General features: G+C 68.3%; 13 protein-coding genes. 7 read left to right on the top strand and 6 right to left on the bottom strand.

What is annotated here, in order from left to right; all coding sequences use genetic code 11:
• Positions 1-17: 17 nt before the first annotated feature.
• Positions 18-959 (top strand): HTH-type transcriptional regulator CysB, encoded by a 942-nt coding sequence (cysB, locus tag U5817_RS23345; RefSeq protein WP_169131753.1) that lies wholly within the window; start codon positions 18-20, stop codon positions 957-959.
• Between the two features lie 54 nt (positions 960-1,013).
• Here cysB and U5817_RS23340 read toward each other — a convergent pair whose 3' ends face one another.
• The 3 genes from U5817_RS23340 to U5817_RS23330 all read right to left on the bottom strand — a co-directional run bounded on the left by U5817_RS23340 (position 1,014) and on the right by U5817_RS23330 (position 5,791).
• Positions 1,014-1,988 (bottom strand): asparaginase, encoded by a 975-nt coding sequence (locus tag U5817_RS23340; protein ID WP_407279008.1) that lies wholly within the window; start codon positions 1,986-1,988, stop codon positions 1,014-1,016.
• A gap of 22 nt (positions 1,989-2,010) precedes the next feature.
• Positions 2,011-3,750 (bottom strand): cation:proton antiporter, encoded by a 1,740-nt coding sequence (locus tag U5817_RS23335; protein ID WP_407279007.1) that lies wholly within the window; start codon positions 3,748-3,750, stop codon positions 2,011-2,013.
• Positions 3,751-3,967: 217 nt separating this feature from the next.
• Positions 3,968-5,791, bottom strand: coding sequence for an ABC transporter ATP-binding protein/permease (locus U5817_RS23330; protein ID WP_169132876.1), 1,824 nt, complete (start codon positions 5,789-5,791; stop codon positions 3,968-3,970).
• A gap of 86 nt (positions 5,792-5,877) precedes the next feature.
• On the opposite strand from U5817_RS23330, the gene rmuC reads away from it, so the two are divergent.
• Complete coding sequence (gene rmuC / locus U5817_RS23325; protein ID WP_407279006.1) at positions 5,878-7,557, top strand: DNA recombination protein RmuC; 1,680 nt, start codon at positions 5,878-5,880, stop codon at positions 7,555-7,557.
• Here rmuC and U5817_RS23320 read toward each other — a convergent pair.
• Complete coding sequence (locus U5817_RS23320) at positions 7,533-9,206, bottom strand: alpha-glucosidase (RefSeq protein WP_407279005.1); 1,674 nt, start codon at positions 9,204-9,206, stop codon at positions 7,533-7,535. The genes rmuC and U5817_RS23320 overlap by 25 nt on opposite strands.
• A gap of 250 nt (positions 9,207-9,456) precedes the next feature.
• Between U5817_RS23320 and U5817_RS23315 the strand changes: the two genes are divergently transcribed.
• Positions 9,457-10,566: a glycoside hydrolase family 5 protein gene (locus tag U5817_RS23315; protein WP_169132877.1), complete on the top strand. Its 1,110-nt coding sequence runs from the start codon at positions 9,457-9,459 to the stop codon at positions 10,564-10,566.
• Here the strand turns inward: U5817_RS23315 and U5817_RS23310 are convergent.
• Positions 10,546-12,360, bottom strand: coding sequence for an ABC transporter ATP-binding protein/permease (locus U5817_RS23310; protein WP_407279004.1), 1,815 nt, complete (start codon positions 12,358-12,360; stop codon positions 10,546-10,548). The genes U5817_RS23315 and U5817_RS23310 overlap by 21 nt on opposite strands.
• A 230-nt stretch (positions 12,361-12,590) precedes the next feature.
• Between U5817_RS23310 and U5817_RS23305 the strand changes: the two genes are divergently transcribed.
• Positions 12,591-13,427: an endonuclease/exonuclease/phosphatase family protein gene (locus tag U5817_RS23305; RefSeq protein WP_407279003.1), complete on the top strand. Its 837-nt coding sequence runs from the start codon at positions 12,591-12,593 to the stop codon at positions 13,425-13,427.
• A gap of 193 nt (positions 13,428-13,620) precedes the next feature.
• On the opposite strand, the gene U5817_RS23300 is transcribed toward U5817_RS23305, so the two are convergent.
• On the bottom strand, positions 13,621-14,295 hold the full coding sequence (locus U5817_RS23300) for a carbonic anhydrase family protein (RefSeq protein WP_169132520.1): 675 nt from the start codon (positions 14,293-14,295) through the stop codon (positions 13,621-13,623).
• Between the two features lie 107 nt (positions 14,296-14,402).
• Between U5817_RS23300 and U5817_RS23295 the strand changes: the two genes are divergently transcribed.
• The 3 genes from U5817_RS23295 (at position 14,403) to U5817_RS23285 (ending at position 17,363) form a co-directional block, all read left to right on the top strand.
• Positions 14,403-15,314 carry a LysR family transcriptional regulator gene (locus tag U5817_RS23295; RefSeq protein ID WP_407279002.1) on the top strand — a complete coding sequence of 304 codons (912 nt, stop codon included), beginning with the start codon at positions 14,403-14,405 and terminating at the stop codon, positions 15,312-15,314.
• 141 nt (positions 15,315-15,455) lie between these two features.
• Positions 15,456-16,451 (top strand): PstS family phosphate ABC transporter substrate-binding protein, encoded by a 996-nt coding sequence (locus U5817_RS23290; protein WP_407279001.1) that lies wholly within the window; start codon positions 15,456-15,458, stop codon positions 16,449-16,451.
• A gap of 210 nt (positions 16,452-16,661) precedes the next feature.
• Complete coding sequence (locus U5817_RS23285; protein WP_407279000.1) at positions 16,662-17,363, top strand: TetR/AcrR family transcriptional regulator; 702 nt, start codon at positions 16,662-16,664, stop codon at positions 17,361-17,363.
• The last annotated feature ends 25 nt before the right edge of the window (positions 17,364-17,388 follow it).

Raw genomic sequence — 17,388 nt, 5'->3', positions numbered from 1 at the left:
GTTATAAAGGGGTGGCGATGAACCTCCAGCAGCTGCGTTACATCCATGAAGTCGCGCGCCGCGGGCTGAACGTCTCGGAGGCGGCGGAAGCGCTGTTCACGTCCCAGCCGGGCGTGTCGAAGCAGATCCGGCAGTTCGAGGCGGAGCTGGGGGTCGACATCTTCGTGCGCCACGGCAAGCGCCTGGTGGACGTGACCGCGCCGGGGCGGCAGGTGCTGGCGATCGCCGAGCGCATGCTGCGCGACGCCGACAACCTGCGCCAGGTCGGGGAGGAGTTCACCAACGAGATCGCGGGCGACCTGTCGATCGCGACCACCCACACGCAGGCGCGCTACGTACTGCCGCGCGTGATCCGCGACTTCATGCAGCGCTTCCCGCAGGTGAAGCTGTCGCTGCATCAGGGCAGCCCGCGCCAGGTGTGCGACATGGTGATGTCGGGCGAGGCGGACATCGCGATTGCGACCGAGGCGATCGCCGAGTACGACGAGCTGGTGATGCTGCCCTGCTACCAGTGGAATCGCTGCATCGTGGCGACGCCGCGCCACCCGATCCTGAAGGAGCATCCGCTGACGCTGGAGGCGATCGCGCGCTATCCGGTGATCACCTACGACGATGCCTTCACCGGACGCAGCCTGATCAACAAGGCCTTCCTCGGGCGCGGGCTGCGGCCGAACGTGGTGCTGACGGCGCTGGACTCGGACGTGATCAAGACCTACGTGGCGATGGATCTGGGCATCGGCATCGTCGCGCGCATGGCCTACGATCCGGCGAGCGACAAGGCGCTGGGGATGGCGGACGCCGCGCATCTCTTCGAATCGAGCACGACGCGCGTGGGGCTGCGGCGCAACGCCTACCTGCGCGGCTACGTGTATGCGTTCATCGAGCTGTTCGCACCGCACCTGACGCGGCGGATGATCGATGTGGCGCTGGCGGGCGGCGGCGAGGACTACGGGATGTAGCGGGCGGCCGCGGGTCGCCCTGCAGCACCGTCGCCGAGGCGACGGTGCCCGCGCTCAGCCGGCGTCGCCGAGGAGGAGGTCGAGCAGGGCGGGATCGCCTGCGGCGAGCGCCAGCATCAGCGCGACGCGTGCCTGCGAGGCCGGCAGCTCGCCCGCGGCCCGCGTGCCGAGGCGATCGTCCAGCGGCTTGCGCCCGACCGGCCCCATGCCCGCGCGGGAGGCGCGGATCACCGCGATGCCACGCGCGACGGCGGCGGCGAGCGGCGCTTCCCAGGCATCGGGCAGACTGCCGTTGCCGGGCAGCGCGAGCACCAGGCCGCGAGCGCCGTCCGCAATCATGACATCGACGAGGGCGGGCGGCGTGCCGGCGCCGACGTAGAGGACGTCGACGCGTGGCAGCTCGGCGAGATCGGGCGGGAGTTCCACACGCGCGCCCCCCCCGGCCGGCGGCGGGGTGAAATAGCGCAGCGGGTCGGTCTGGCCGATCGCGCCGGCGTTCGTGCCGGCGAAGGCGTCGACGCGGTGGGTCTCGCACTTCCTAACGCCGCGCGCGGGGTAGATCGCGTCGCCGAAGCTCACCAGCACGCCGCGGCCGCGACTGTCCGGGTGAGCGGCGACGCACGCGGCGTTGTAGAGGTTCATCGGACCGTCGGCGGACAGTGCCGTCGCGGGGCGCATCGCGGCGGTGAGGACGACGGGTTTCGCAGCGGCGAGCGTCAGGTCCAGGAAGGCCGCGGTCTCTTCCAGCGTGTCGGTGCCGTGCGTGATCACGATGCCGTCGATCGCAGGATCGTCCAGCAGGGCGCGGACACGGCGGCCGAGCGTGAGCCAGTGGGCCGGCCGCATGTCCTTGCTGTCGAGGCTGAAGAGCTGTTCGGCGCGGATTTGCGCGACGTCGGCGAGCGGCGGCACGGCGGCGAGGAGCGCGTCGGCGCCGAGTGCGCCGGCGGTGTAGCCGGTGGTGTCGGTGGCAGATGCCGCGGCGCCGGCGATGGTGCCGCCGGTGGCGACGAGGGCGAGGGTGGGCATGGGGATCTCCTTGGGGCTCGGATCAGCCGGTGCGGAATACGGCGATGCGGCGCGCGCGTTCCTGCTCGAGCAGGCGGGTCGCGACGTCGCCCGGGACGCCCAGCGTTTCGAACACCGAGCCGGCGAGTTGCAGTCCGGACTCCAGCGTTTCGGGAATCACGACGGTGGCGCCGGCTTCGCGCAGGGCCTGGGCGTGGGACTCGTCGCGGGCGCGGGCGGCGATGCGGATGCTGGGGGAGGTCGCGCGGATGCCCTTGACGGCATGCAGCGCCGCGGCGGTGCGGTCCATCGTGAGCACGACGGCGACGGCGCGTTCGAGGTGCAGGCGGCGCAGCAGCTCGGGGCGGCTCGCGTCGCCGAAATACACCGGCGCGTCCTCGGTGCGCATCTGCTTGACGAGCTTCGCGTCGGATTCCAGCGCGAGGTAGGGGATGCCCTGCTCGGACAGCAGTTCGCCGATGAGCCGGCCGACGCGGCCGTAGCCGGCGATGATCACGTGGCCGCTGAGCTGCTCGAGCTGCCGGTCTTCCTCGAAGACGGGTTTGCCGACGCGTGCGTCGATGCTGTTGCCGAGTTTGCGCCCGAGCAGCGTGAGGGGTGGCGTGATGAGCATGGACAGGCCGACGACCAGCAGCATGAAGTGGCCGACCCCGGGATCGATGAGTTCGAGGCCGAGCGCCATGCCGATGACGATGAAGGCGAACTCGCCGCCCTGGCCGAGCATGATGCCGCCTTCGGTGGCGCGCCCCCAGGACAGTCCGAAGAGGCGGAACAGCACGATCAGGATGAGCGATTTGATCGCGAGCACACCGATCACCGACAGCGGCAGCAGCAGCGGCTTGGCGAGGATCGCGCTGATATCGATGCCCATGCCCACCGACATGAAGAACACGCCCATCAGCAGGCCCTTGAAGGGCTCGATGGTGACCTCGACCTCGTGGCGAAACTCCGTCTCGGCGATCAGCAGGCCCGCGAGCAGGGCGCCCATCTCCATCGACAGGCCGGCCGCCTGCGTGAGCACCGCGACGCCCAGCGCCGTCAGCAGGGTGACGGCCATGAACGATTCGGACTGGCGGCTGGCGGCGATCTGGTGGAAGAGCGGACGCACGACGCGGCTGCCGATGAAGTAGATCAGGCCGACGGTGATGACGCCCTTGAGCGCGGCGACGGCCATCAGCGCGAACACGCTGTCGCCGGATTTCTGCCCCAGCACCGCGACCAGGACCAGCAGCGGCACGACCGCGAGATCCTGGAACAGCAGCACGGAGAAGGTCGCCTGGCCGAGCGGGCTGCCGAGTTCGCGCCGTTGCGTGAGGAGTTGCATCACGACGGCGGTGGAGGAGAAGGAGAGCACGAGGCCGAGCACGACGGAGGATTCGATGCTGTTGCCGAAGGCGTAGGCGATGCCGCCGATCGTGATCGCCGACAGGCCGACCTGCAGGTGACCGAGCCCGAAGACGAGGCGGCGCATCGCCCACAGTCGGTCGACGGACATTTCCAGTCCGATCATGAACATCAGGAAGATCACGCCGAACTCGGCGAACACGGCGACGTCTTCCTGGCGCGAGAAGCTCAGGTAGCGCAGCCACGGCGCGCCGTCGGTATGCTGGCCTAGGCCGAAGGGGCCGACGATCATCCCCACCGCGAGAAAGCCCAGCACCGGGTTGATGCTGCGCCGCTGCAGCAGCGGAATGAGCACGCCGGCGAGCGCGAGGAAGAGGATGACTTCGTGGAGGAAGGCGGGAGCGTCGTGCGCGTCCATCGGGGGACTTTGTATTTGTGTGTGCCGTTATCAAGGCGGCAATCAAATACCACCGTTCGCGCTGAGCCCGTCGACTTCGCTCAGGACAGGCCCGTCGAAGGGCTCAGCCCGAACGGTATCTAATTGCCAGCCTCATAGTTTAGCGGATCGGTGCGCCCTAAGAATGCACTGATCACGCTGTCCACGGAGTGATGGCGCCGCCCGCGTAATGCGCGTGTCACGGGTTGGATCCCGCCAGCAGGGCTTCCTCGCGTTCCTGTTGCTGCAGGGCCCACATGCGGGCGTAGTCGCCGCCACGGGCGAGCAGCTCGGCATGCGTGCCGCGCTCGACGATGTGGCCCTGGTCGAGCACGATGATCTCGTCGGCGTTCATGATCGTCGACAACCGGTGAGCGATCACGAGCGCGGTGCGTCCTTCGGCGGCGAGGTCGAGCTGCGCCTGGATCGCCTTTTCGGTCTTGGAGTCGAGCGCCGAGGTGGCTTCGTCGAAGATCAGGATGGCCGGGTTCTTCAGCAGCGCACGCGCGATCGCGACGCGCTGCTTCTCGCCGCCGGAGAGCTTCAGTCCGCGCTCACCCACGCGTGTCTCCCAGCCGTCCGGCAGGCGCGCGATGAATTCGGTGAGCTGGGCGGCGCGCGCGGCGGCCTCGACCTCGGCTCGGCTCGCCTCGGGACGGCCGTACTGGATGTTGTAGTAGAGCGTGTCGTTGAACAGCACGGTGTCCTGCGGCACGATCCCGATCGCCTGGCGCAGGCTCGCCTGCGTGAGCGCGCGCAGGTCGTGGCCGTTCACACGGATCGCACCCTGCTGCACGTCGTAGAAGCGGTACAGCAGGCGCGCGAGCGTCGACTTGCCCGATCCCGAATGGCCGACGACGGCGACGGTGCGTCCGGCGGGAATCGCGAAGTCGACGTCGTGCAGGATGGTGCGCTTGGGGTCGTAGGCGAAGCCGACATGCTCGAAATGCACGCTCGCGGGGCCGGGCGGTAGCGCGACGGCGTCGGGCGCGTCGGCGACCTCGCGGTGCTCGTGCATCAGCCCGAACATGCGCTCGATGTCGGTCAGCGACTGGCGCAGCTCGCGGTACAGCACGCCGAGGAAGTTGAGCGGGATGTAGAGCTGGATCAGGAAGGCGTTGACCAGCACGATGTCGCCGATCGTCATCGTGCCCGCTGCGACCCTGCTCGCTGCCTGCCACATCATCGCAGTGACGCCGACCGCGATGATCGCCGCCTGGCCGATGTTGAGCGCCGACAGCGATTTCTGGTTGGTGACCTGCGCATTCGTCCACTTGCGCATCTGCTCGTCGTAGCGGCGCGCCTCGAAGTCCTCGTTGTTGAAGTACTTCACGGTCTCGAAGTTGATCAGGCTGTCGATCGCGCGCGCGTTCGCGGCCGAGTCCAGCTCGTTCGCCTGGCGCCGCAGCACCGTGCGCCAGTTCGTGATGCGGATCGTGAAGAAGATGTAGAGCACGAGGGTGCCGAGCGTGATCAGCGCGAACACCGGGTCGTACTGCACGAGCAGGATGCCGATCACGAGGCTGATCTCGATCAGCGTCGGCAGGATGGAGTACAGCGTGTAGCTGATCAGCGAGCCGATCGAGCGCGTGCCGCGTTCGATGTCGCGCGTGAGGCCGCCGGTCTGGCGCTCGAGATGGAAGCGCAGCGACAGGGCGTGCAGGTGGCGGAACACGCGCAGCGCGATCTCGCGCACCGCGTTCTGCGTCACGCGCGCGAACACGATCTCGCGCAGCTCGGTGAACAGCGAGGTCGAGAAGCGCAGCACGCCGTAGGCGAGCAGCAGCGCGGCGGGGACGACGATGAAGGCTTGGTCGGTGGTCAGCGACAGGCCATCGATGAGGCGCTTGAAGATCAGCGGCACGGCCACGTTCGCGCCCTTCGCGGCGACGAGGCAGGACAGCGCGAACAGTACCCGGACCTTGTAGGCCCAGATGTAGGGGAACAGGCTCTTCAGGGTCTGCCAGTCGTGGCGTTCGGTCGGCTCGGGGCCGGGCAGTGCAGTGGATGGTCCGCGTCTCATCGGGCAATTCTATCGTGCCGGCGCTACCATTTCGCCTTTCGCCCGCCCCGTCCGGGGTGCGGCAGACGAAACGGGATGGCGGAACGATGGTGAGCGGTTCGGTGGGCGTGCTGGTCTGGTTGGTCGCGGTGCTGGGCGGGGTGGTTGCCGGGGCGCTGCTGGTGTGGCTGCTGTTGCGCGGTCGCGCGGCCGAGGCGGCTGCAGCGGCGATCGAGCAGGGGCGCGCGGAGGTGCGCGTCGAGCTCGCTGCGGCGACGGAGCGGGCGCGGGCGCTGGAGCAGGAGCGCGCGCAGTCGCTCGCCCAGTTCGACGCCCTGCGGCGCCAGGCGGGCGAGTGGCGGGACGCGCTCGATGCGGTGCGCGACGAGCGCGCGCAGCTCGCCGAACGGGCGACGCGCGTCGCGCCGCTGGAGCAGCAGCATGGTGAGGCGTTGGCACGGCTGGCGACCCTGCAGCGCGAGGCCGGCGAGCAGCGCGAGACGCTCGGGCGGGTGAACTCGCAGCTCGCGGCGGAGCTGAAGGCCGAGCGCGAGCTGCTGGCGGCGCTGCGCGGCGACCTGCAGGCCGAACGGACCCTGCGCGAGCAGGCGGAGACGCTGGCGAACCGCCTGAATGCCGAACTCGCCGAACTCAACACGCGTTTCGAGGCCGAGCGGCGCGCCGCCGACGAGAAGCTCGCCTTGCTGATCGCGGCGCGCGAGAGCCTCACCGACCAGTTCAAGAGCCTCGCCAACGACATCCTCGAGGAAAAGGCCAAGCGCTTCACCGAGCAGAACCAGGCGAACATCGGCCAGATCCTCGACCCGCTGCGCGTCAAGCTGCAGGAATTCCAGGGCAAGGTCGAGCAGGTCTACGTGCAGGAGGGCAAGGACCGCAGCGCGCTGGCCGAGCAGGTGCGCCAGCTGATGGAGCTCAACCAGTCGCTCTCCCAGGACGCGAAGAACCTCACGCGCGCGCTGAAGGGGTCGAGCAAGGCGCAGGGCAACTGGGGCGAGCTGATCCTCGAACGGGTGCTGGAAGCCTCGGGCCTGAGGAAGGGCGAGGAGTACGATGTGCAGGAAAGCCACACGCGCGACGACGGCTCGCGCGCGCAGCCCGACGTCGTGATCCACCTGCCGGAGGACCGCCACCTGGTCGTCGACGCCAAGGTGTCGCTGACCGCCTACGAGGACTATGTAACCGCGGAGGACGAGGGCGAGCGCAACGCCGCGGCGAAGCGCCACCTGGACTCGGTGCGCGCGCACATCAAGGGGCTGTCGGAGCGCAACTACCAGGACCTGTACGGCCTGAAGTCGCTCGATTTCGTGCTGATGTTCGTGCCGGTCGAGCCCGCCTTCATGCTCGCGGTGACGCACGACCGCGAGCTCTTCATGGACGCGTGGCAGAAGAACGTGCTGCTGGTGAGCCCGTCGACGCTGCTCTTCGTCGTGCGCACGGTGGCCCACCTGTGGCGCCAGGAGGCGCAGAACCGCAACGCGCAGGACATCGCGAAGCGCGGCGCGGAGCTCTACGACAAGCTGGTCGGCTTCGTCGAGGACCTGGAATCGGTCGGCAACCGGCTTGAGCAGGCGCAGAAGGCCTACCACGCCGCGCACAACAAGCTCGCGAGCGGGCGCGGCAACGTGATCCGGCAGGCGGAGATGCTGAAGCAGCTCGGCGTGAAGCCGACGAAGGCGCTCCCCGGGACGATGGTCGAGGCGGCCACCGATGGCGACGACGCGGCCGCGCCGGCCGTTACGGATCAGCACGCGGCCGAGATGCGATAGACGCGCGCCTCCCACGGCGCGAGGCTCAGCGCGTGCCGCGGGCCGTGCGGCGCGACGGCGCGGTTCGCCAGCAGCAGGTCGCGGGATTCGAGCGCGAAGCCCGCGTGGCGGAAGGTCGCGGTGCTGCCCGTGAGGTTGCAGATCACGGCGATGCGTTCGTCGCCCTCGCCGCGGGTGTAGGCGTAGATGCGCGTGCTGCGGGGTGCGAGCGCGCCGTAGCGGCCATGGATCAGCGTGGGCTCGCGCCGGCGCAGCGCTATCAGCGCGCGGTAATGGTGGAGCACCGAGCCGGGGGCGGCCTGCTGGCGGGCGACGTTGGCGGTCCGGTAATCCTGGTGCGCCGCGAGCCACGGCGTGCCGGTCGTGAAGCCGCCGTGCGGGCCGTCGTCCCAGGGCATGGGCGTGCGCGAGGTGTCGCGGCCGGTGCGGCGCATCTCGTCGAGGATCGCGTCCTCGCTCATGCCTGAGGCGCGCATCTCGGCGATGCGGTTGTGCGCGAAGCTGTCGCGGAATTCGGTCAGACTCGCGAATGCGGCGTTGGCGAGGCCCAGCTCCTGCCCCTGGTAGATGAAGGGCGTGCCCTCCATCAGGAAGTACATCGTCGCGAGTGCGGTGGCGCTTTCACGCGGGAAGCGTTGCGGATCGCCCCAGCGCGAGACGACGCGCGGCAGGTCGTGGTTCTCGAGGTATAGCGCGTTCCAGCCGCGGCCGTGCAGCGCGGTCTGCCAGCGGCCGAGGATGCGCTTCAGCGCGCGCACGTCGAGCGCCGCCTGCGGGGCGTTCGACCACAGATGCCAGTGCTCGAACTGCAGGATCATCGACAGGCGCGCACGCGTCGTCCCGACCCATTCCTCGGCCGCGTCCGGGCCGATGCCGTTGGCCTCGCCGACGGTCATCGCGTCGCGTCCGGCGAGCGTCTCGCGACATAGCTCGTCGATGTAGTCGAGGATGCCGGCGACGTTCATGTGGAAGGGGTAGGCGGCGACCTGCGCGAGGCCCTGCGGATTGGGCATGTCGGGCAGTCCCGGCGCCTTGCGGATGTGGGTGATCGCGTCGATGCGAAAGCCGTCCACGCCCTTGTCCAGCCACCAGCGCATCATCGCGTGGATCGACGCACGCACGGCCGGGTTCTCCCAGTTCAGGTCGGGCTGGCGGCGGGTGAAGAGGTGCAGGTACCACTGGTCGGTCGCGGCGTCGTGTTCCCAGGCGGGGCCGCGGAAGATGCTCTCCCAGTTGTTCGGCGGGCCGCCGTCGCGCCCGTCGCGCCAGATGTACCAGTCGCGCTTAGGGTTGTCGCGCGAGGCGCGCGATTCGACGAACCACGGGTGTTCGTTGCTGGTGTGGTTGATGACGAGGTCGAGGATCACGCGCATGCCGCGGCGATGGGCGTCGACGAGCAGGCGGTCGAAGTCGGCCAGGGTGCCGAACTCGTCCATGATCGCGCAGTAGTCCGAGATGTCGTAGCCGTTGTCGTCGTTGGGCGAGCGGTAGATCGGGCATAGCCACAGCGTGTCGACGCCGAGCCAGTGCAGGTAGTCGAGGCGCGCGAGGATGCCCGGCAGGTCGCCGATGCCGTCGCCGTCGGTGTCCATGAAGCTGCGCGGATAGATCTGGTACACGACCGCGCGTTGCCACCATTTGTCGTCCATCGTGCCGCTCCTCGCGCATCGCGTGATGCCAGTCTGCCGCAGCCGCACGAACATCTCCGTGCAATAAGGCAGGGATGGTATGTGCGTTCGCGGCTAGAGTGATGCGAGGGATGGTCCTGAGCGATCTGACCCGGCAACGAAGAACCGTTCGGGCTGAGCCTGTCGAAGCCCTTCAATCGCCCTTCGACGGGCTCAGAGCGAACGGTTGGTCTCGATTGCCGCCTTGATGACGACGAACGGAGGCCGGATCATGGAAGCGACGAGTCCGAAACTGCGCGGCGTGAACCTCGGCAGCTGGCTGCTGCTCGAGAAGTGGATGGTCCCGAGCCTGTTCGAGGGGCTGGCCGCCACCGACGAGACGACCTTCTGCGCCGAACTGGGGCCGGTCGCCGCGACCGAGCGCCTGCGCGTGCACTGGAACCGCTGGGTCACGCGCGAGGACTTCGCGTGGATCGCCGAGCGCGGCCTCAACGCAGTGCGCATCCCCTACGGGCACTGGATCTTCGGGCCGGATTACCCCTGGCACCGCGCTTACGGTGAACACCGCCATCCCTTCGCCACCGGCGGCATCGAGGTGCTCGACCGCGCGATGGACTGGGCGCAGGAGTTCGGCATCCGCGTGATGCTGGACCTGCACGCCGCGCCCGGCTGCCAGAACGGTTTCGACAATGGCGGGATCATGGGGGTGTGCGAGTGGCACACGCAGCCCGACTACCTCGAACATGCACTGTCCGTGCTCGAACGCATTGCCGCGCGCTACAGCAGTCACCCGGCGCTGCACGCGATCGAGTGCCTCAACGAGCCGCGCTGGGACGTGCCGACCGACTACCTGAAGGACTTCTACCTCGCCGCCTACGAGCGCATCCGCAAGCACTGCCCGGCCGAGCGCGTCGCGGTGGTGTTCCACGACGGTTTCCGCTCCTTCCGAGAGTACGTCGGTTTCATGCAGGCGCCCGAGTACCGCAATGTGATCTTCGACCTGCACCGCTACCAGTGCTTCGACCGCCGCGATATCGACTCCGACATCTTCGCCCACATGGGCAAGGCCGGCGGCGAGTGGCGCGAGGAGGCCGACGCGATCAATGCCGAGCTGGGCCTGCCCGCGGTGTGCGGGGAATGGAGCCTGGGGCTCGATCTGCGCGTGGTCTCGCTGTGGGCCGAGGGGCCGTTCAACCATGCGCTGGAGCACATGGACGAGTTCCAGCAGACCGTCGCCAACCGCGGCTACGCGGCGGCTCAGTTGCTGGCGTTCGAGAAGTATCTCGGCTGGTTCTTCTGGAGCTACAAGACGGAGACGACGCCGGCGTGGTGCTTCCGCGACTGCGTCGAGCGCGGCTGGCTACCGTCCGACTTCCGCTGAGCCGGTGACGGGGGCAGGGCTCGCGGCGGGGACGCTCCCGTCGCTGCCCGCCTTCAGTTCGGGCGTCCCGACGCGGTGCAGTTCCAGCTTGCGGTGGAAGTGTCGCTCGAGGCCGCCGTGGCGCATCACCGACAGCACCGTCATGTCGGGCATTTCGCGGTGCATCATCTCCAGGATGCCGGCCTCGCCCTTGGCGTCGAAGGCGTCGGTCGTGTCCTCGAGGAACACCCAGGCGGGCCGTTGCAGGAAGAGCCGCGCCGTGCTCAGTCGCTGCTGCGCGCGCAGCGGCAGCACGTGGTTCCAGTCGTCGGATTCGTCCAGGCGCGGGGCGAGCCAGTCGATGCCCGCGCATTCGAGCGCGCGGTGCAGCTCTGGCGTCGGGTAGCGCTCGGGCGGGTGCGGGTAGCACAGCATGGCGCGCAGCGTGCCGGTCGGCAGGAAGGGGCGCTGCGGCAGGAAAACCATTTCCGGGCCTTCGGGCAGGCGGATCTCGCCGCTGCCCCACGGCCACAATCCCGCCACCGCCTTGAACAGCGCCAGGGTCACGTGCGCGTCGCCGACGATCAGGATGCGCTCGCCGCGCCGCACGCGCAGTTCCAGGCCGCGCAGCAGCGGCTCGCCGGTCTGGGTGTCCAGCGACAGGCCGCACAGATGCAGCTCGGGCTTGGTCGAATGGCCGATCCTGATGCGTGCGGGCTCGCCCTGATGGTCGATGACGTCGAGTCGCAGCATGTCGTCGTGCAGGTTCACGACGCGGCCCGCCGAGGTGCGCCACATCGCGATCTCGCCCAGCTTGTCGATCGGCCAGGACAGCGCCGACGCCAGCCGCTCGAAGGCCTGTGCCGCCTGCATCAGGCCGCCCAGCGTCAGGGCACCGGCGATGAACTGCGGCGCCGCGACGAGGATGGGGAAGATCGGCATCAGGTTGCCGTACGCGGTCGAGAACGACACGATGCCGAGGTAGGCGAAGGTCTGCCGGTTCCAGCCGCGCGCGACGTCGCCGAAGAGCTGCACGGCGCTGCGCCGCTCCATGCGTTCGCCGTGCGTCAGCGCGATCGCCTCGGCGTTCTCGCGCGCCCGCGCGAGGCTGAAGCGCAGGTTGGCCTCCACGCTCTGCAGGCGGTTCGTCGCGCGCACGAGCGGGCGGCCGAGCAGGTAGCCGATCGCCGCGCCGCCTCCCGCGTAGGCGAAGGCCAGCAGCACCATGTAGCCGGGCACCTCGAACTCGCTGCCGGGAATCGGCGCGCTGCCCGACACTTCCGCGAGGATCGCGATGAAGGCCCAGCCGACGAGCAGCGAATAGGTCAGCGAGTGCGCGAGACTGATCGCCGCCTCGGTGGAGATGCGGATGTCCTCGGCGATGCGCTGGTCGGGGTTGTCGTGCTCGCCTTTCAGGAACTGCAGGCGGTAATGGCGCGAGCGTGTCATCCACTGGTCGACCAGGTTCGCCGTGAGCCAGCGCCGCCAGTCCAGCTGCAGCCAGCGCTTGACATGCATGTGCAGCGCGGTGACGCCCATCGTCAGCGCGAGGATCAGCGCGAAGACGAGGATCTGCTGCAGCAGCGCATCCAGCGAGCGCGCTTCCAGCGCATCGAAGAACGCGCGGTTCCAGTAGCTCGTCCACATCACCAGCGCCACCTGGCTCAGCGTCAGGGCAAGGAGGAGCAGCGTCGCGGCGCCGATCTTCCAGCGATGCTCGGACTTCCAGTAGGGCAGCGCGAGGCGGGCGAACCGTCGCACCGCATGGCCGGGGGAGGGGGGGCGGGATTCCGGCGGCAACTCGGCGGGGATCATCGGCCGTCTCCCCGTGCGTCCGGCGGGTGCGATCCCGACGTGGCGGCGATCTGGCCGCGGCGGCGCGTGCAGGGGGCCGTGTACGGGCACCGCCCTGCCGCTTCGCCGGCAAGCATCGCTGCAACGATCATCTGGCGACCCCCGTCACGTGAAAGTATTGTTGCAATGCCTAGACTATCTCATTCGGGCGCAAGAGCACCGTGATCTAAGTAGCAGGGGGCCGGAAGGCCGTGCGCCCGCAGTGTCGCTCGCGCTTCGTCATGGAGGTGAACATGCAGCTCGCGGTGATGTCCTTCAACATCCGCTGTGCCTCGGCGCCGGACGGCGAGCACGCGTGGTCGCAGCGCAAGGGGCTGGTGGTCGAGCGCATCCGCGCCTTCGACCCCGATCTGCTGGGCCTGCAGGAGTGCCGCGACGATGAGCAGGCCGAATACGTGCGCGCCGCGCTGCCGGACTACGAATTCGTCGGCGTGCAGCGCGGCGGCGACGGCGACCCGGCGGTCGAGATGGCGCCGCTGCTATACCGCCGTGCGGCCTTCGAGGAACTCGCGCGCGGCCACTTCTGGCTCGCGGACGAACCGGACACGCCGGGGCGGCAGTCCTGGGGCGCGGCCTACCCGCGCACCGCGAGCTGGGTGAGGCTCGCGCCGCGCGACGGCAGCGGGCGCCGCCTCACCTTCCTCAATACGCACTTCGACTACGAGGGCACGTCACGCGAGGAGTCGGCGCGCCTGTTGCGGGACCGGGTGCAGGCGCTGCCGCAGGACGAGGGGGTGGTCGTCACCGGCGACTTCAACGCCGAACGCGACTCGGTGACCTTCCGCGAGCTCACCGCCGGCAGTGCGCTGCGCGAGGTGCTGCAGGAAGCGGGTGCGGCGGTCGGCACCTATCACGACTACGGCCGCGCGCCCGTGCGCGAGGCGATCGACTGGATCCTCGCCTCGCCGCAGTTTCGCACCGTGGCGGCCGGCGCGGACACCTGGCACTCGGGCCGGCTTTATCCCTCCGACCATTTCCCGGTCACGGCGCGGCTCGCGTTCAGCCGTCCGGGAGCGGAGCTGGTGTAGTGGTGCGTTCTCAATGAGGCATGGCCATTCCCCGGCACCTCCTCGCGGTTGGAGCTCGCAAGGCGCGATTAGCAGGTTCCTTCCCCTTCAAGGGGAAGGACAGGATGGGGATGGGTTTCTTGCAGACGCTGCGGAGTCCACCCATCCCCACCCCAACCCTCCCCTTGAAGGGGAGGGAGCCACGTTGTGCCAACTAACCGGCGATGAGCCGCAGCGACGCGGCGTCGTGCAGCCAGGTGTCGTCGAAGAACGTCACCGTGCCGCTGGCGAGGTCGTGCTTGCCGCCGATGATGCCCACCTTGCCGGCGGCGATCAGGCGCTCGAGGATGGGGCTGCGGTTCACGATCGAACGCACCGAGCGGCGCACGTTCAGGTCGGCCACGTTCTCGACGAACGCGGCGTTCTTCGAATTGCGCTGCGCCGGATCCGGGGTCTGGCTCTCTTCATAGACGGCCGGCTGAATCTTCGACAGCAGCTCGGTGAGGTTGCCCAGTTCGACGTGGTCGCACGCGCCCTTGATGGCGCCGCACGAGGTGTGCCCGAGCACCACGATGAGCTTCGATCCGGCCACGTGGCAGGCGAATTCGAGGCTGCCGATGATGTCGGTGTTGATCACGTTGCCGGCGATGCGCACGGAGAAGATGTCGCCGAGGCCCTGGTCGAAGATGAGCTCGGCCGAGGTGCGGCTATCGATGCAGCTCACGACGGTGGCGAACGGCCACTGGCCGTCGCGCGTCTCGTTGGCTTGCTGCAACAGGTCGCGGCTCGCGCGCAGGTTGTTGACGAAGCGTGCGTTGCCCTCCCTGAGGAACTGCAGGGCAAGTGCAGGGGTGACGCTGGCCTGGGTTTCGGACGTATGGGTTTTCATGGAGGGGCGCAGTTCGCCTTCAGATGATTGACGTTGGTCGGGATGTTAGCGATGGGTGAAAATAATTAATAATCGATATTCATGATGATGTGCATCGATAAAACTCTATGAATGCGACCTTCCGCCAGCTGCGCCTCTTCCTTGCGCTCGCCGAGCACGGCAGCGTTACCGCCGCCGCCGAGGCCTGCCACGTCACGCAGCCCACCGTGTCGATGCAGCTGCGCGAGCTTGCCGAGGCCGTGGGCCTGCCGCTATACGAACAGATCGGCAAGCGCCTCTACCTCACCCCGGCCGGCGAGGCGCTGGCGGAAACCGCGCGGGCGATGCTCGACGAGTGGCTCGCGTTCGGGCAGACGATCGACTCGATGAAGGGGTTGGAGCGCGGGCGGCTGCGGGTGGCGCTGGTGAGCACCGCGAAGTACTTCGTGCCGCGCCTGCTGGGCAGTTTCTGCGCGGAGCACCCGAACATCGACATCTCGCTCGAAGTGCTCAACCGCGACGGCGTGGTCGCCCGTCTGCGCGAGAACCGCGACGACCTCTACATCATGTCGATGCCGCCGGAGAACCTCGACCTCGAACGTCACGCCTTCCTGCCCAATCCGCTGGTCGTGATCGCCTCCGAGGGGCACCCGCTGGCCGGACGGCGGATCGAACTCATCGACCTTGGCGGCGAGCGCTTCATCCTGCGCGAGCGCGGCTCCGGCACGCGCCTCGCTTGCGATGCGCATTTTGCGCGCAACGCCTTCGTCCCGCGGGTGCGCCTCGAACTCGGCAGCAACGAAGCGATCAAGCAGGCCGTCGCGGGCGGCCTGGGCCTCGCGGTGATCTCGCGTCACGCCCTGGGCGCACGGCCCGCGGACGACCAGCTCGCGATCCTCGACGTTGCCGGTTTCCCGCTCCAGTCGAGCTGGTTCACGCTGTACCCGCGCGGCAAGCGCCTCTCGCCGGTCGCGACGGTGTTCCTGCAACACCTCGAACGCACCGCGCGCGAATGGAGCGAACGGCGCGACCGGCGCTGACGCCTACCGCACGCGATCCTGACGGCATCGGCCGCGGGTCGCCGCCGCGCGATGTCATGTGTCTGTAACACGCCCAACATGTTCGTGTAACGCGCGCCCTCCAGCATGACGACCTGTCTTCCACATACCGGAGCAAGTCCGATGGTTGTTCGCAAGTCTCTCGCCCTGTCCTCGCTGCTGCTCGCCGTGGCTGGCACCGTCCATGCCGAAACCCTGATCAAGGTCGACGGTTCGAGCACGGTCTATCCGATCTCCGAGGCCGTCGGCGAGGAGTTCCAGAAGGCCAGGAAGAACGCCGTCAAGGTCACGATCGGCATCTCCGGCACGGGCGGCGGCTTCAAGAAATTCTGCCGCGGCGAGACCGACGTCTCGAACGCCTCGCGCCCGATCTCGAAGAAGGAGATGGAGGCCTGCGCCCAGGCCGGCATCAAGTACATCGAGTTGCCCGTCGCCTACGACGCGATCACCGTCGTGGTGAACAACGACAACACCTGGCTCAAGGAAGTGAAGGTCGAGGAACTGAAGGCCATGTGGGAGCCGGCAGCCCAGGGCAAGATCGCGAAGTGGAGCGACGTCAATCCCGCCTGGCCCGACCAGCCGCTCGCGCTGTACGGCCCTGGCGCCGATTCGGGCACCTTCGACTACTTCACCGACGCCATCAACGGCAAGGAGAAGGCGAGCCGCGGCGACTTCACCGCATCCGAGGACGACAACGTGCTCGTGCAGGGCGTGTCGCGCAACAAGGGCGGCCTCGGCTACTTCGGCCTGGCCTACTACCTCGAGAACAAGTCCAAGCTGCGTGCGGTGCCGGTCGTTGCCAAGGGCGCGTCCGCGGGCGTCGCGCCGGGCTTCGATACCGTGATGGACGGCAGCTACCAGCCGCTGGCGCGTCCGATCTTCATCTACGTCAGCGCAAAGGCCGCCGCAGAGAAGCCCGAGGTCAAGGAGTTCGTCGAGTACTACCTGAAGAACGCGCCGCAACTGGTCAAGGAAGTGAAGTACGTGCCGCTGTCGGCGGCCGACTACACCCACGGCATGAACAACTTCGCCAAGGGCAAGACGGGCACCGCCTTCGGCGGCACGCCGGAAGTCGGCATCAAGGTCGCCGAACTGCTCAAGCGCGACCCGAAGGAATAAGCGCCCGGGCCGCCCTGCGGGGCGCCCCCATCGCTGCGAGCCGGGACGAGAGTCCCGGCTCTTATTTTTTGCGGCGAATCGTTTGCTGGCCTGCGCTTCTCCGTTTCGGGCAAGGCGAGTCCGCGTTGGTGCACCACCGCATCAAAATTTCTTGACACTCAATCAATGAAACGTATGATTCAAACAACTGTTTGATTCATACGTTTCATCATGCGCGCTCCCAGCGACCGACAACCCGCCCCCGAAACCCGCGACCGCATCCTCGATGCGGCCGAGGCCCTGTTCGTCGAACACGGCTTCGAGGCGACGACGATGCGCATGATCACGAGCCGCGCGGATGCCAACATCGCGGCGGTGAATTACCACTTCGGCAGCAAGGATGCGCTGATCCAGGAGGTGTTCAGGCGCCGCCTCACCGAGCTCAACCGGCGGCGCCTGGCGGTGCTCGACCGGCTGGAGGCGGAGGCGCAGGGTGCGCCCCTCAAGCCCAGCCGCATCGTCGAGGCCTTCTTCGGCACCGCGCTGGAGATGGCAGCGGATACCGCGCACGGCGGTCACACCTTCATGCGCCTGCTTGGTCGAACCTATACGGAACCCAACGGCTTCGTGCGCCAGTTCCTCGCCGAGGAATACGCAGAGGCGGTCGAGCGCTTCCTCGCCGCGCTGTACCGCGCGCTGCCCGACGTGCCGCGCGAGGAAATCCTGTGGCGCTTCCATTTCATGATGGGGGCGATGTCCTACGCGATCGCCGGCACCGATGCGCTGCAACTCTTTGCTGGCACGTTCGACGACGCCGACCCGGAGCGGCTGCTGCCGCGCCTGATGTCCTTCCTGCTCGGCGGGCTGCGTGCGCCGCTGCCGGGGCAGGGCGTGCCGGGCGAGAACGGAAAGGGTGCGCACCGCACCCAATGAACCGAATGCGGACCGGTCCCGGAAT

It is taken from the genome of Aromatoleum evansii, assembly GCF_045689615.1.
In the GTDB taxonomy this organism is placed as follows: domain Bacteria; phylum Pseudomonadota; class Gammaproteobacteria; order Burkholderiales; family Rhodocyclaceae; genus Aromatoleum; species Aromatoleum evansii.
The sequence above is the reverse complement of the archived record's forward strand: the minus strand, read 5'-3'. Positions and strand labels throughout refer to the sequence as shown.